General features: G+C 67.4%; 11 protein-coding genes and 1 pseudogene. 1 reads left to right on the forward strand and 11 read right to left on the reverse strand.

Translation table 11 applies throughout. The features are described from left to right. Positions 1–57: 57 nt before the first annotated feature. The 6 genes from ACLFQI_RS06415 to ACLFQI_RS06440 all read right to left on the reverse strand — a co-directional run bounded on the left by ACLFQI_RS06415 (position 58) and on the right by ACLFQI_RS06440 (position 6,772). The gene (locus ACLFQI_RS06415; RefSeq protein ID WP_410758068.1) at positions 58–861 is read right to left on the reverse strand and encodes an ABC transporter permease; all 804 of its coding nucleotides are present in this window, start codon (positions 859–861) and stop codon (positions 58–60) included. 193 nt (positions 862–1,054) lie between these two features. Continuing rightward, the gene (locus ACLFQI_RS06420; protein WP_410758069.1) at positions 1,055–1,735 is read right to left on the reverse strand and encodes an ATP-binding cassette domain-containing protein; all 681 of its coding nucleotides are present in this window, start codon (positions 1,733–1,735) and stop codon (positions 1,055–1,057) included. Then, entirely contained in the window at positions 1,735–2,493 is a 759-nt protein-coding gene (gene trmB, locus ACLFQI_RS06425) for a tRNA (guanosine(46)-N7)-methyltransferase TrmB (protein ID WP_410758070.1), read from the reverse strand. Before trmB ends, ACLFQI_RS06420 begins: the two co-directional genes overlap by 1 nt. Positions 2,494–2,533: 40 nt before the next feature. After that, positions 2,534–3,391 carry a uracil-DNA glycosylase family protein gene (locus ACLFQI_RS06430; protein ID WP_410758071.1) on the reverse strand — a complete coding sequence of 286 codons (858 nt, stop codon included), beginning with the start codon at positions 3,389–3,391 and terminating at the stop codon, positions 2,534–2,536. Between the two features lie 17 nt (positions 3,392–3,408). Next, positions 3,409–4,959 (reverse strand): 2-isopropylmalate synthase, encoded by a 1,551-nt coding sequence (locus tag ACLFQI_RS06435; RefSeq protein ID WP_410758072.1) that lies wholly within the window; start codon positions 4,957–4,959, stop codon positions 3,409–3,411. A gap of 223 nt (positions 4,960–5,182) precedes the next feature. Then, positions 5,183–6,772 (reverse strand): nitrilase-related carbon-nitrogen hydrolase, encoded by a 1,590-nt coding sequence (locus tag ACLFQI_RS06440; RefSeq protein ID WP_410758073.1) that lies wholly within the window; start codon positions 6,770–6,772, stop codon positions 5,183–5,185. A 204-nt stretch (positions 6,773–6,976) separates the two neighbouring features. Here ACLFQI_RS06440 and ACLFQI_RS06445 point away from each other — a divergent pair, with 204 nt between their 5' ends. Continuing rightward, positions 6,977–8,023 carry a rod shape-determining protein gene (locus ACLFQI_RS06445; protein ID WP_410758074.1) on the forward strand — a complete coding sequence of 349 codons (1,047 nt, stop codon included), beginning with the start codon at positions 6,977–6,979 and terminating at the stop codon, positions 8,021–8,023. Between the two features lie 129 nt (positions 8,024–8,152). Here ACLFQI_RS06445 and ACLFQI_RS06450 read toward each other — a convergent pair whose 3' ends face one another. The 5 genes and pseudogenes from ACLFQI_RS06450 to ACLFQI_RS06470 all read right to left on the reverse strand — a co-directional run. Continuing rightward, entirely contained in the window at positions 8,153–8,797 is a 645-nt protein-coding gene (locus ACLFQI_RS06450) for an HlyD family efflux transporter periplasmic adaptor subunit (RefSeq protein ID WP_410758079.1), read from the reverse strand. Then, positions 8,798–10,075 (reverse strand): annotated as a pseudogene (gene arsJ, locus ACLFQI_RS06455) (organoarsenical effux MFS transporter ArsJ); the annotation flags it as partial. It lies immediately after the preceding gene. 183 nt (positions 10,076–10,258) lie between these two features. Further along, the gene (locus tag ACLFQI_RS06460; protein WP_410758076.1) at positions 10,259–11,296 is read right to left on the reverse strand and encodes an ArsJ-associated glyceraldehyde-3-phosphate dehydrogenase; all 1,038 of its coding nucleotides are present in this window, start codon (positions 11,294–11,296) and stop codon (positions 10,259–10,261) included. 327 nt (positions 11,297–11,623) lie between these two features. Continuing rightward, a complete protein-coding gene (locus ACLFQI_RS06465; RefSeq protein WP_410758077.1) occupies positions 11,624–11,977 on the reverse strand; it encodes a metalloregulator ArsR/SmtB family transcription factor in 354 nt (117 codons plus the stop codon). Positions 11,978–12,055: 78 nt separating this feature from the next. Continuing rightward, positions 12,056–13,008 (reverse strand): LysM peptidoglycan-binding domain-containing protein (locus tag ACLFQI_RS06470; RefSeq protein WP_410758078.1); only part of this gene is annotated, 953 nt, incomplete at its 5' end.

Raw genomic sequence — 13,008 nt, forward strand, 5'->3', positions numbered from 1 at the left:
CGATGGCGATGGCGATGGCGATGGTGAGGATATCGCGTCCCTGGAGGCCTGATCTCTCTATCCACGCACCGCCCGCAGCCGCTCCAGGCGCAGCCGATGGCGCCCATCGAACAGCCGCCGCGCGCCGATCCAGACCGCGGCGACGCTCCCGAGCCCGGTGCCGCCGGCGATCAAAAACATGATCAGCAGCTGATACTTGGCCGCCTCCATCGGCGGGCTGCCGGCGAGGACCTGGCCGGTCATCATCCCCGGCAAGCTGACGATGCCGGCGGTGGCCATGGCGTTGGTGATCGGGATCAGGCCGGCGCGCAGGGCGTCGCGGCGGATCTCGGCGATCGCCTCGTTCCAGGTCGCGCCGAGCAGCAGTCGCGCCTCGATGCGGTTGCGGCCCTCCCAGGCCTGACGGCTGAGCCCGTCGAGCGCGACCGCGATGCCGTTCATGGTGTTGCCGAGCAGCATGCCGAGCAGCGGGATCAGATACTGCGGCTGATACCAGGGCGTGACGCCGATGATCGTGGTCAAGGCCAGCAGCGTGATGCTGAACGAGGACAGGAACATCGACAACGCGCCGATCCCATAGCCCCAGGCGCCGCGAAAGCGCCGCCGCTGCCGCGCCATCACCTCCCAGCCGGCCACCGAGAGCATCATCAGCGCGAGCAGCCCGATCAGCAGCGGCTCGGTGGTCGCGAACAGCGCCTTCAGCACCAGCCCGAGCAGCGCCAACTGCACCGTGCTGCGCGCGGCGGCGATCAGGATGCGTCGCTCGATGCCCAGATGCAGGCGCCAGGAGAGCCAGGCCAGGAGCAGCACCAGACCGGAGGCGAGCGCCAGATCGAAGGGGCTGAGCGAGATCAGTTCCATGCTCGTCCAGCCGCGCCGGGAGGGGTGTCTTCGTGCCAGCGCGGCTGGCTCATCGGCGGCAGGGTCGCACGCATCCTGAGCGCCGCCTCTGGATCGTCTTGCGACCGCGCCAGGCGGATGAGGGCTCTGGCTCGCGCCAGGCGGACGGTTCTAGCGCGCCTCGGGCGCACGGTTCGGGTTCGCATCGGGCCGATCATTCTGGCAGCAGGCGGCCGTCAGCGATGACGAAGCAGCGTCCGCCTGCGGCGTGCGCCAGACGCCGGCGCTGCTCCGGATCATGGCTGGCCCAGAGCACGGCCGCGCCCCGCTGGCGGCGATAGTCGTCGATCAGTTGCTCGGCCTGCGCGCGGTTGCTTGGGTCGAGGTTGGCGGTGGCCTCGTCGAGCAGCAGCGCCTCGGGGCCATTGTGCAGCATGCGCGCCAGGGCCAGGCGTTGGCGCTCGCCGGTCGAGAGTCGCTGGACCTCCCAGTCGAGCACATCGGGTGGAAAGCCGAGCCGCGCGAGGAGATCTTGCAGCGGCAAGGGGGCGTCTTGGCAACGATCGGGATTGGCGGTTGTGGCCGCAGCGATGGCCCTCGGCGCGGTCACCTCGGACGCAGCGAAATGCGCACCGACGCGATCGGCCCACCAGCCGCTCTCGGCGGGCAGCAGGCCGACGCGCCGGCGCCACTCGGGGGCGGGGATCGCCGCGCGCGGTCGCGCGTCGAGCAGGGCCTCGCCTTGGCTCGGATCCAGATCGGCGATGGCGCGCAGCAACAGGCTCTTGCCGGCGCCGGAGGGGCCGGAGATGAACACCAGTTCGCCGGCGTCGATCGCCAGATCGATCGGCGCGAGCAACCGGGGCCGCAGGCGTGAGAGGGTCAGTGCGGCCATCAGCGGCGCCGATAGATCAGGTCGTGGACCTGATGGCCGAGGCGCTGGCCCCGGCGCTCGAACTTGGTGAGCGGCCGGTGCGCCGGTCGCGCGCTGAAGCGGCCTGGGCCGGCGCTGTTCTCGAACAGCTCGGGGGCGCCGTCGAGCACCGCCAGCATCCAGTCGGCATAAGGCGTCCAGTCGGTGGCCAAGTGGAAGGTGCCGCCGGGTCGCAGCACCCGCGCCACCGTAGCGATCCAGCCGGGCTGCACGATGCGTCGCTTGTGATGGCGCTGCTTCGGCCAGGGGTCGGGGAAGAACAGCTGGACCGCATCCAGGCTGGCGCTGGGCAGGCCGGTCGCGAGCAACGGCGTGGCATCGGCGCGCAGCACGCGCACGTTGGTCAGCCCTTGCTGCGCGAGCGCGAGCAGCAGATGACCGACGCCGGGGCGGTGGACCTCGAGGCCGATGAAGTCGCGCTCGGGGGCGGCCGCCGCCATCGCCGCGAGCGATTCGCCGTCGCCGAAGCCGATCTCGAGGGTGATCGGCCTGTCGCAACGGAGCGACGGGTCGGCAGCAAACAGCGCCGACGGATCGAGCCTCTCGCCCGGCTGCCAGTCCACGCCAAAGCGCGGCCAAAGCTCGCGAAAGGCGCGTTCCTGACCGCTCGTCAGCCGCCCCTGGCGCAGCACGAAGCTGCGAATCGGGCGCTGCGGGGCGTGGCCGAGGGCCGCCCGAGGGGCGCCATCCGCCGGTGTCGGCGGGTGTCCTCTGGTCACGCGGCGAGCCTTGAGGTTCTGTCTGCGTCGTCGATGGGATTCATGACTTGGGCAACTGTTCCAGGAGATGGACGATCCGCTGTAAATCCTGCCAGCCCTTCGCCTTCTCGGCCGGGCTGCGCAGGTAATAGGACGGATGATAGGTGACCAGCAGCGGGATCGGCGCGGCGCCATCACGCGGCTGGTAATGCTGTGACTTGCCGCGCAGGCGGCCGACGGCTTCGCGATTGCCGAGTAGGTTGTTGGCCGAAACGGCGCCGAGACTGACGATGAGCTTGGGCTGGATCAGCGCGATCTGGCGCTCGAGATAGGCTCGGCAGGCCGCAGCCTCGTCAGGCTCGGGGTTGCGGTTGCGCGGCGGCCGGCATTTGACGATGTTGGCGATGTAGACCTGTGTGCGCGCGCGCCCGATCGCCGCGAGCATCTTGTCGAGGAGCCGGCCGGCGCGACCGACGAAGGGCTCGCCTTGCAGGTCCTCGTCTTGGCCGGGGCCTTCGCCGATAAAGAGCAGCTCGGCCTGGCGGTTGCCGGTTCCGAACACGGTCTTGGTGCGGGTCTCGCAGAGTGGGCAGCGGCGGCACTCGGTGACACGGGCCTCCAGCGCTTCCCAATCCAGGCCGGCGATCTCATGTTGAGCGTCGGTGGCGGCGACGGCTGGCGATGGATCGGGCGCGGCGTCGAGGCGATCCGCTGCCGCTTCTTCCGTTTCCCAGGGCGGCTGGTCGTCATTCGTCCAGGGCGGTGGCTCGTCGAGCCAGGGCGGAGGCTCCGATGATGGGTCGGGGGCCGACTGGGAGCCCCACTGAGCCGGCGTTCCGACGGACTCGCCAGCGACCCGAGGCTGCCAGACCTGGATGCCCATGGCCGCCAGATAGTGCAAACGGCGCCCTTCATCCATGACGACGCCCACCGCCCTCAAACATCGCCCGTCTGCGGATGCGCACGCTCGCTGACATTGCTGAGCTTGTTGAGCGCATTCAGATAGGCCTTGGCCGAGGCGATGACGATGTCGGTATCGGCGCCGGCGCCGTTGACCACGCGTCCGCCTTTCTCGAGCCGCACCGTGACCTCGCCCTGGGCGTCGGTGCCGCTGGTGATGGCGTTGACCGAATAGAGCTTGAGCGTGGCGCCGCTGTTGGCGATCGACTCGATGGCGCGGAAGGTGGCATCGACCGGCCCGCCGCCGATCGCGGTGCCGGGCTCCTCCTCGCCGTCGAGGCTCAGGACCAGATCGGCGCGCGGGGTCTCGCCGGTCTCGGAGCAGACCCGCATCGACACCAGCTTGACGCGCTCGTTGGCGCTGCCGAGGGTGGCATCGGTGACCAGCGCCTGCAGGTCTTCGTCGAAGATCTCGTGCTTCTTGTCGGCCAGATCCTTGAAGCGGCGGAAGGCCTCGTTCAGCTCTTCGACGGTGGCGAGTCGCACGCCGAGTTCTTCGAGTCGGGCGCGGAAGGCGTTGCGCCCCGAGTGCTTGCCGAGCACCATCCGGTTCTGCTGCCAGCCGACATCCTCGGCGCGCATGATCTCGTAGGTCTCGCGATGCTTGAGCACGCCGTCCTGATGGATGCCGGACTCGTGCGCGAAGGCATTGGCGCCGACGATGGCCTTGTTCGGCTGCACCGGGAAGCCGGTGATGCCGGAGACCAGGCGCGAGCAGTTGACGATCTGGGTGGTGTCCAGCCGGGTGTCGCACGCGAAATAGTCCTGGCGCGTGCGCACCGTCATCGCGATCTCTTCCAGCGCCGCGTTGCCGGCGCGCTCGCCGAGACCGTTGATGGTGCATTCGACTTGACGCGCGCCATGCTGCACCGCCGCGAGCGAGTTGGCGACGGCGAGGCCGAGGTCGTTGTGGCAGTGCACCGAGAAGATGGCCTTGTCGGCGTTCGGGATGCGCTCGCGCAGCTGCGCGATGAGACTGCCAAACTGGTGCGGGACGGCATAACCGACGGTGTCGGGGATGTTGATGGTGCGCGCGCCCGCATCGATCACGGCCTCAATGACGCGGCACAGGAAGTCGATCTCGGAGCGCCCGGCGTCCTCGGGCGAGAACTCGACATCGTCGCAATGCTGGCGCGCGCGCTTGACCGCGATCACCGCCTGCTCGACCACCTGGTCCGGGCTCATCTTGAGCTTCTTCTCCATGTGGATCGGCGAGGTGGCGATGAAGGTGTGGATGCGCCCGGCATGGGCGTCCTTGAGCGCCTCGCCGGCACGATCGATGTCGCGCTCCAGCGCGCGCGCCAGCCCGCAGACGGTGCTGTCCTTGACGGCGCGCGCGACGGCCTGCACGGCCTCGAAGTCGCCGTTGCTGGCGGCCGGGAAGCCGGCCTCGATCACATCGACCCGCAGCCGCTCCAAGGCGGTGGCGATGCGCACCTTCTCGTCGCGGGTCATCGACGCGCCCGGGCTCTGCTCGCCATCGCGCAGCGTGGTGTCGAAGATGATCAAGTGCTCTTTGTCGGTCATCGGGAGATCTCGGCAATAAGGATGTGGGCGAGCGCGCGGGATCGCCGTCGATCGCGTTTAGACCAGCATGGCTTGCGATGATTCTAACGCCGGTTGCACAGTGTTGCCGATGTGTCGAGGCGTGGTTCCCAATGCCGGCAGCAGTGCCAGCAGCGTCCCGCTCAGCAATTCGGATAGAGCCACCTCGGCTATGTGAGTAGACAGCGAGATCGGTGAAACAGGCCTAACGCTCGCGCCACACCGTGGTGTACAGATCATGGCGGCGATCCTTGAGGTTCTGCACGGTGCCGGAATTGCGCGCCTCGCGCAGCGCCTTGAGCCCGAGATCGGCGAAGGCCACGGTTTCGACATTGGGCGTGGTATCGGCGGCGATGCCGTCGCGCGCGAACGGGAAGTCGCACGGCGTCAGGATGCAGCTCTGCGCGTACTGGATGTCCATATTGGCGACATTCGGCAGGTTGCCGCAGTTGCCGGACATGACCACATAGCACTGATTCTCGACCGCGCGCGCCTGGCCGCAGTAGCGCACGCGCAGATAGGACTGGCGCTCATCGGTGCAGAAGGGCACGAAGATGATGTTCGCGCCCTGATCGACGAGATGCCGGGCCAGCTCCGGGAACTCGGCGTCGTAGCAGATCAGCACGCCGATCGGCCCGCAGTCGGTATTGATCGCGGCCAGCTCGTTGCCGCCCTCGATGTTCCACCAATAGACCTCGTTCGGGGTCGGGTGGATCTTCGCCTGCTCGTGGATCTCGCCGCTGCGCAGGCAGATGTAGCAGATGTTCTCGACCCGACCATTGTCCATCTTGGTCGGATGCGAGCCGGCGATGATGTTGATGTTGTAACGCATCGCCATCTCGCGCAGCGCTTCCTTGATCGGGTCGGTGTAGTGGGTCAACGCCTCGATGGCCTCGGCCGGCGACAGCTCCTGATCCTCCATCGACAGCAGTTGCAAGGAGAACAGCTCCGGGAAGACGCAGAAATCGGCACGGTAATCGGCGGTGACATCGACGAAGTAGCGCAGCATGTCGAGGAACTCATCGAACGAACGCACGCGACGCTGCTGATACTGCACGGTGGCGACGCGCACCGTGTCCATCAGCCGGCCGCCATAGTGCTTGGCGCGTTCCTCTTCTTGCTCGTCCGGCGCGTGCGGATTGCGCCACAGCAGATGCACGCCGTAGCCGCGCGATTGCTGGTCCTCGGGCCAGTAGCCGGGCATCAGGCCGATCACCTGGAAATCGTTGCGCAACTGGAAGGTCAGCACCGGATCGCGCTCGCGGCCTTCCACCACCGCGTCGACATAGGTCTGCGGGCTGTCGTAAGGGTCTTCAGCGCGCGTCAGCGCCGCATCCAGCGAGGGCAGCCGGCCGCCGTAGATGATGCCCTTGAGCGCGAGCGCTTGGACCAGCTTCTTGCGCTCGTCATAGAGGCGCTGGCCGATGCGCAGCCCGCGGTATTCGGGATCGACGCAGACCTCCATGCCGTAGAGATAATCGCCGTCCGGGTCGTGGCGCGAGGCATAGCCGCTGCCGGTGATCCAGTTCCAGCCATGCGGCTTCAGCGCGATCTCGCCGCTGACGAGGAAGCTGGAGCAGAAGCCGATCAGGCGCGCGCCATCGTCTTCCTGGTACTCGGCGACGAACTGGCCCTCGGCGAACTTGTTGATCTGCCCGCGCAGCATCGCCGCGCTGTAGCTGCTGACGCCGCTGCCGGCATAGGCGCGCTCGAACAGGGCGCGGATGGCGGGAACGTCGCGCGGGGTGGCGTTGCGCACATGCAGTTGGGCGAGGCTGTCGGTGGTATCGTTCATGCGATCACGCGTTTCGGGATTGCGACGGGTTGGCGGAAGGCTGTGCGACATTGCGCAGAGAAAATCTTGGATCGGAACGGTATATTCGCAAGGCTCATCCGCTGGCTCGACCGTTGGGCCAACGGCCGGCGCGGCGGCGATGGACGCGCGCGGCCGGTCCCAGGAAGGCTGGGAGAGCGGTTCTGATCCTGGGGAACACACAAAATGGTATTAAGGCGTATTCGAGGGCTCTTTTCCAGCGATTTGGCGATCGATCTGGGAACGGCGAACACCGTGATCTACCGATATGGCCAAGGGATTGTGCTCAACGAGCCCTCGGTCGTGGCCGTGCGCGAGGACCACGAGACCGGCCGCAAGCGGGTGGTGGCGGTCGGTGCGGAGGCGAAGCGCATGCTCGGACGCACGCCGCGCAACATCGCCGCCATCCGCCCGATGAGGGACGGCGTCATCGCCGATTTCACCATCACCGAAAGGATGTTGCAGTCGTTTCTGCACAAGGTCCAGGGGGCGGCCATGGTGCGCCCGAGTCCGCGTGTGCTGGCCTGCGTGCCTTGCGGCTCGACCCAGGTCGAGCGGCGCACCATCAAGGAGCTGGCGACCGTTGCCGGCGCGCGCGAGGTGTATCTGATCGATGAGCTGATGGCGGCCGCGCTCGGCGCCGGCTTGCCGGTGCATGAGCCGCGTGGTTCGATGGTGTTGGATATCGGCGGCGGCACCTCCGAGGTGGCGGTGATCTCGCTGAACGGCATTGTCTTTTCCCATTCGGTGCGCATCGGTGGCGATACCTTCGACGACGCCATCCTCAACTTTGTGCGTCGCCATTACGGCACCTTTATCGGCCAGGCCGCGACCGAGCGCATCAAGCACCGGATCGGCTGCGCCTTTCCGGACAGTCAGGTGATGGAGATCGAGATCAAGGGCCGCAACCTCGCCGAAGGCATGCCGCGCAGTTTCACGCTCAACAGCAACCAAATCCTGGAAGCGCTGCAGGAGTCGCTGATGTGTATCGTCACGGCGGTCAAGCAGGCGCTCGAGCGCACACCGCCGGAACTCGGCGGGGACGTCGCCGAGCGCGGGATCGTGCTGACCGGCGGCGGCGCCTTGCTGCGCGACATCGATCGCCTGATCAGCGAGGAGACGAGCCTGCCAGTCATCGTCGCCGACGATCCGCTGACCTGTGTCGCGCGCGGCGCCGGCATGGCGCTCGAGATGAACGGCCCGCGCGGCATTGGGCTGTTCGCGAGCGACTGATGCGCGCCTGAAAGCTCGGGCGCGCCGACAAATGGCGAGCCGCCGCGCCAGGCAAAGCAGGGCACTTCTCGCGGAATCGACGCTTTTGCTGGCTGCGCTTAGGCGCTCTGAGCTTTGACGGAAATCGCCTTAGGTTGCCGCGCCAAGGGGAGCGGTCGACACGGGCTCGGCGGGCTCGAGACGCACTCGCGCCGCCAGACCGATGACGAAGCCGGCGTGTGCTGGCAGGCGGGCCTCGCAGATGCGGCGACCGGTCTCCGGCTCCAGGGCCGGCCAGGCGCGCGTCAGCGTCAGTTCCATGGGGTTGGCCGGCGCGCCGTCGAAGTGAACCTGTATCTTGTGCCCCGCAGCCAGGCCGAGCGCCCGCGAGCCGTCGACGGAGAAGCGCAGCACCAGGCTGTCCGGATCGAAAAGCTCGATCAGCAACGTCCGCGCCGCGACCTCACGACCTTCGACGCGCGCATGGGCGCGCGCGATCACGCCGTCCCAAGGCGCCTGGATTGGGTGTTCGGCGGCGTCGGTCTCGGTCGGCAGGATGCGCAGCAGGATCTGTCCGGCGCTGACGGCATCGCCCTCGCGCGCCGAGCAGCCATGAATCCATCCGGCGATGGGCGCATGGAGTTCGGCGCGCCGGGTCGCCTCGACGCGGCCGTCGGCGTCGACGCAGTGAGCCGATAGCGAGGCCGCGGCATGGCCCGCGTCTTGGCGCGATGCGCTGGCGCGGGGCAAGACCGCCGCCGGGGCGGATTCGCCGGGCCGGGCGGCGTGGGACACGCGCGGCAGCCAGAGCGAGAGCAGCGCGGCGGCGAGCACGAAGCCGGTCGACCACCAGAGGCAGCCTGTAAGTCCCTGAGTCTGGTAGATCAGCCCCGAGAGCACGGTGCCGGTGAGGCGGCCGCCGGCATTGGCCATGTAATAGAAGCCGACATTGAGTGCGACCTTGTCGGCGTCGGCATAGGCGAGGATCAGGTAGGAATGGACGGCCGAGTTGATGGCGAAGACGATGCCAAACAGCATCAGGCCGCCGATCAACACCGCGCCTTGGATCTCGGCCGGCGAGGCCGCCGCGAGGCCGCTGAGGTCGGCCCCGCTGAGGTCGGTCAGCCAGGTCACCAGCGTCGGCGCGAGTTCCGGACCCTGCGTCATGCCGAGCGCGATAGCGGCCGGGATCAGCGCCAGCACCAGCGCGCCGAGCAACGCCGTGCGCCCGCCGGGGCCCTGTCCCTGCCGGTTCGGGCGGATCAGCGCCGGTGCGCCGGCCTGCACGAATCCGTAGCCGATCACCCAGAGCGCGAGGAAGGCGCCGACGGCCCTGTACTCCCAGCCGAGCACGTCGTAGAGGAAGACCGGAAGCGCGACCACGAACCAGACATCGCGGGCGCCGAACAGGAACAAGCGCGCGCCCGAGAGCCAGTTGATCGCCGGTGTATTGGAGAAGACCTGGGTGAACTTGGCCTTCTCCTTGAGCTTGCCGACGCCTGCGGGCAGCAGCGCGATGGTGACGATCATCACCAGGAACAGGGTGCCGGCGAGGATGAACAGCGCGTTGCGAAAGCCAAACGCCTGCAAGAGCGCGGCGCCGACGAAGAAACCGGCGCCCTTGAGCGCGTTCTTGGAGCCGGTGAGAACGGCCACGTACTTGAACAGCTTCGACTCGGCGGCCGCGCCGTCGCCGGTCAGGGTCTTGACCGTGGCCTTCGCCGACATCTTGTTCAGGTCCTTGGCGATGCCGGACAGCGCCTGGGCGGCCATCACGTAGATCACGCCGAGCCAGGCATCGGGCGCGGTCAGCATCATCAGCGCGACCACTTGCAGGCCCATGCCGATGTGCATGGTCAGGTTCAGCCCAATGCGCGCGCCGAGCCAGCCGCCGACCAGGTTGGTGACGATGCCGAAGACCTCGTAGAAGAGGAACAGCATCGCCACCTCGAACGGCGAGTAGCCGAGCTGGTGGAAGTAGAGCACCACCAGCATGCGGATGGCGCCGTCGGTGATGGTGAAGGCCCAGTAGCCGGCGGTGACCGTGAGGTAGTTGCGGGTACTCTTGTCCATGTTGGAGACTGATCGGCCGAGGGCGGTTTGCTGCTTGGGTTCTGGCGTCGTCGCTAGAAGGGAGCGGGTGCCGCTGCGCGCGGGACGCCGTGAATCCGTCCTTGGCGGCCTGAGCGCGGCTCCCTGCCGCGCACCCCCGACCCCTTCTGCAATCGTCGGTGCGGGAGGCGGGACGGGCGCGCGTCAGAGGGATTCGGCGACCATCTCGGCGATGTCGACCATGCGGTTCACATAGCCCCATTCGTTGTCGTACCAGGCATAGATTTTGACCTGAGTGTCATCGATGACCATGGTCGAGAGGGCGTCGACGATCGACGAGCGCGGATCGTTGAGGTAATCGACCGAGACCAGCGGGCGTTCTTCGTAGCCGAGGATGCCGGCGAGTTCGCCCTCGGCGGCGCTCTTGAGCAGGGCGTTGATCTCTTCGGCGGTGACCGGGCGCGCGGCCTCGAAGACGAAGTCGGTGAGCGAGGCGTTGAGCAGGGGCACGCGCACGGCGTGGCCGTTGAGCTTGCCGGTCAGTTCGGGAAAGATCTTGGTGATCGCCTTGGCGCTGCCGGTGGTGGTCGGGATCAACGATTGGCCGCAGGCGCGGGCGCGGCGCGGGTCTTTGTGGCCGAGGTCGACGATGCGCTGGGTGTTGGTGATGTTGTGGATCGTCGTCATGCAGCCGTGATTGATGCCAACCTGCTCGTGCATGACCTTAACCACCGGCGCGAGGCAGTTGGTGGTACAGGAGGCGGCGGTGAGGAGGCGGTGCTCGGAGTGGTTGTAGCGGTCGTGGTTGACGCCGTAGACGATGTCGAGCGCGCCCTGGGTCGGCGCGGCGACGATGACGGTCTTGACGCCTTGATCGAAGTAGCCTTGCAGCAGCTGGGGGTCTTTGTGGTGCTTGCCGGTGGCCTCGAAGACGAGGTCGCAGTCGGACCAGTCGCCGGCGGCGATGGTTTTGTGCTGACCGTAGGCGAGGGTTTCTCCGTCGATCGCCAGCTCGCCGGCGCCGGTGCTTGTCGTGGTACCGCGACACTCATGATTCCAGCGCCCGTGGACCGAGTCGAACTGCAGGAGGTGGGCGGAACCGGCGGCGTCGCAGGCGATCTCGTTGACGCGGGTGAAGGTCAGCGCGGCGCTGGCGCCTGGGCCAGGGGCGCGATCCAAGGCGGCGCGCAGCGCGAGCCTGCCCATGCGGCCGAAGCCGTTGATGCCGATGCGGATGCTCAAGGGTTCCTCCGGGAGTCGTTATCTGGGTGGGGTCATACAGTGCGTCCACTGACCGCTGACGACCTGGATCGGCTGGGCGATCGGCTGGGCGATCGGCTTGAGGCCAGGGTTGGCGGCGGTGATGGCGGCATCGCGTGCGGGACGGATAGACGCAGGCGCATCGCGGTCTCCGTGGGGCCGAGGGGATTCTGAACTCGGCGTAGTCTATCAATCAAATGATATATACGAATGAACGAATGTTTACGAAACGATGACGGCCAAGTGACGTGCCTGGGAGCGGAGGCACCGCCTGCGGCGCCGTCGGGACCGCCTGGAGGGTTCGGCGGCTTAGGCGCAGCGCGGTGCGTCGGGGCGGTTCGGCATCGCCTCCAAGTGGCTGTTGTCGTCGATGAAGGGCGCCGTCCCCCGCAGACCGATCTCGGTGTCGCGGACCACCGCCTGTGCCCAGCCGGGCAGCGCCGGATTGATGCGGTAATAGACCCAGGTGCTTGCGCGCCGATCCGTCACCACGCCCTGTTCGCGCAGTTGCGCCAGATGGCGGGAGAGATGCGGTTGGCTCACGCCGATCGCATGGGTGAGCTCGCAGACGCAGAGTTCGCCATGCTTGCTCAGCAGCATGAGTGTGCGCAACCGCGTGTCGTGGGCGAGGGCGCCAAACAGGGCGCTAGGAGCGATGGACATGGGCGCAAGCTAAAGGAATCGCTAGGGGATCGCTAGGGGATCGCTAAGGGATCGCTAAGGGATCGCTAAGAAATGTCGTTAGGGGATGACCAGGGTAAAACCGGGCAGCACCTGGTCGGGATTATCGAGGAGGTGACGATTGGCCTCGAAGATCTGCTCCCACTCGCCGCCGTCCCCGTAAACGATCGCGCTGATGCGCCCGATCGAGTCGCCTGGGCGCACGCGATAGACGGTGCGAGCGTCCTCGGCGCGGGCCACCAAATACTGACTGCGGTGCAGCGCATTCTCGATATCGCGGATTTGCTGCCGCAGCTGCGTATTGTCGACGCCCTTGCCTGCGCGGATGAGCCGCGCAAGGGTCTCGGCCTGCTGCCGCGCGTCGGCCCGGGCCTGCTCGGCGGTGACGCTGCCGCCTTCCGGGGCGGTAAGGCGCCCGCGCAGCTCGGCAAGCTGCGTTTCGAGCTGCTGGGTGGCTTGCACATGACGCTCCTCGGCCGCCTGCAAGCGTTCGATTTGCGCGTCGCGCTCGGCCAGTTGCTGCTCTAGGTGCTGGATGCGGGCCTCGACGTCCCCGAGCCGATCCTTGTGCTCGCGCACTCGCAGTTCCGACGCGGTCAGCTGCGCGGTGTGCTTGCGCGCGGCGTCCTCGCGCTGTTGCTTGAGCTGCTCGATCTCGTCGTGCAACGCCTCGGCGCGGGCCTCGGCGCGTTCGACGGCGGTCTGGCTCTCATCCAGCTGACGCTTGAGCAGGGCGACCTGCGCCGCTTGGTCCTCGAGATCCGCATGCTTGCGGGTGAGCGCCTCGAGCTGCGCGCGCAAATCCGCGCGCTCGGCCTCGACCGCCTCGAGCTTGGCCTGCAGGGACGCGGCTTGATCCTCGGTCTCTTCGGTGGATTCGCGCGCCTGCTCAAGCTCGGTCTCGAGCCGGCTGGTCTCTTGCTCGAGCTGATCCCTTTCCGTCTTGAGCGAGTCCTTGTCCGCCTTGAGCCTGGCATGTGCTGCCTCAAGTGAGGTCTTCTCGTCCTCGAGGT

It is taken from the genome of Halochromatium sp., from assembly GCF_046541315.1.
Classification (GTDB): domain Bacteria; phylum Pseudomonadota; class Gammaproteobacteria; order Chromatiales; family Chromatiaceae; genus Lamprobacter.

Excerpts from the sequence above, each read along its gene's own strand:
- ACLFQI_RS06440 (WP_410758073.1), bottom strand. The coding sequence starts at position 6,772 with ATGAACGATACCACCGACAGCCTCGCCCAACTGCATGTGCGCAACGCC.
- ACLFQI_RS06420 (WP_410758069.1), bottom strand. The coding sequence starts at position 1,735 with ATGGCCGCACTGACCCTCTCACGCCTGCGGCCCCGGTTGCTCGCGCCG.
- ACLFQI_RS06415 (WP_410758068.1), bottom strand. The coding sequence starts at position 861 with ATGGAACTGATCTCGCTCAGCCCCTTCGATCTGGCGCTCGCCTCCGGT.
- ACLFQI_RS06465 (WP_410758077.1), bottom strand. The coding sequence starts at position 11,977 with ATGTCCATCGCTCCTAGCGCCCTGTTTGGCGCCCTCGCCCACGACACG.
- ACLFQI_RS06445 (WP_410758074.1), top strand. The coding sequence starts at position 6,977 with ATGGTATTAAGGCGTATTCGAGGGCTCTTTTCCAGCGATTTGGCGATC.
- ACLFQI_RS06435 (WP_410758072.1), bottom strand. The coding sequence starts at position 4,959 with ATGACCGACAAAGAGCACTTGATCATCTTCGACACCACGCTGCGCGAT.
- ACLFQI_RS06430 (WP_410758071.1), bottom strand. The coding sequence starts at position 3,391 with ATGGATGAAGGGCGCCGTTTGCACTATCTGGCGGCCATGGGCATCCAG.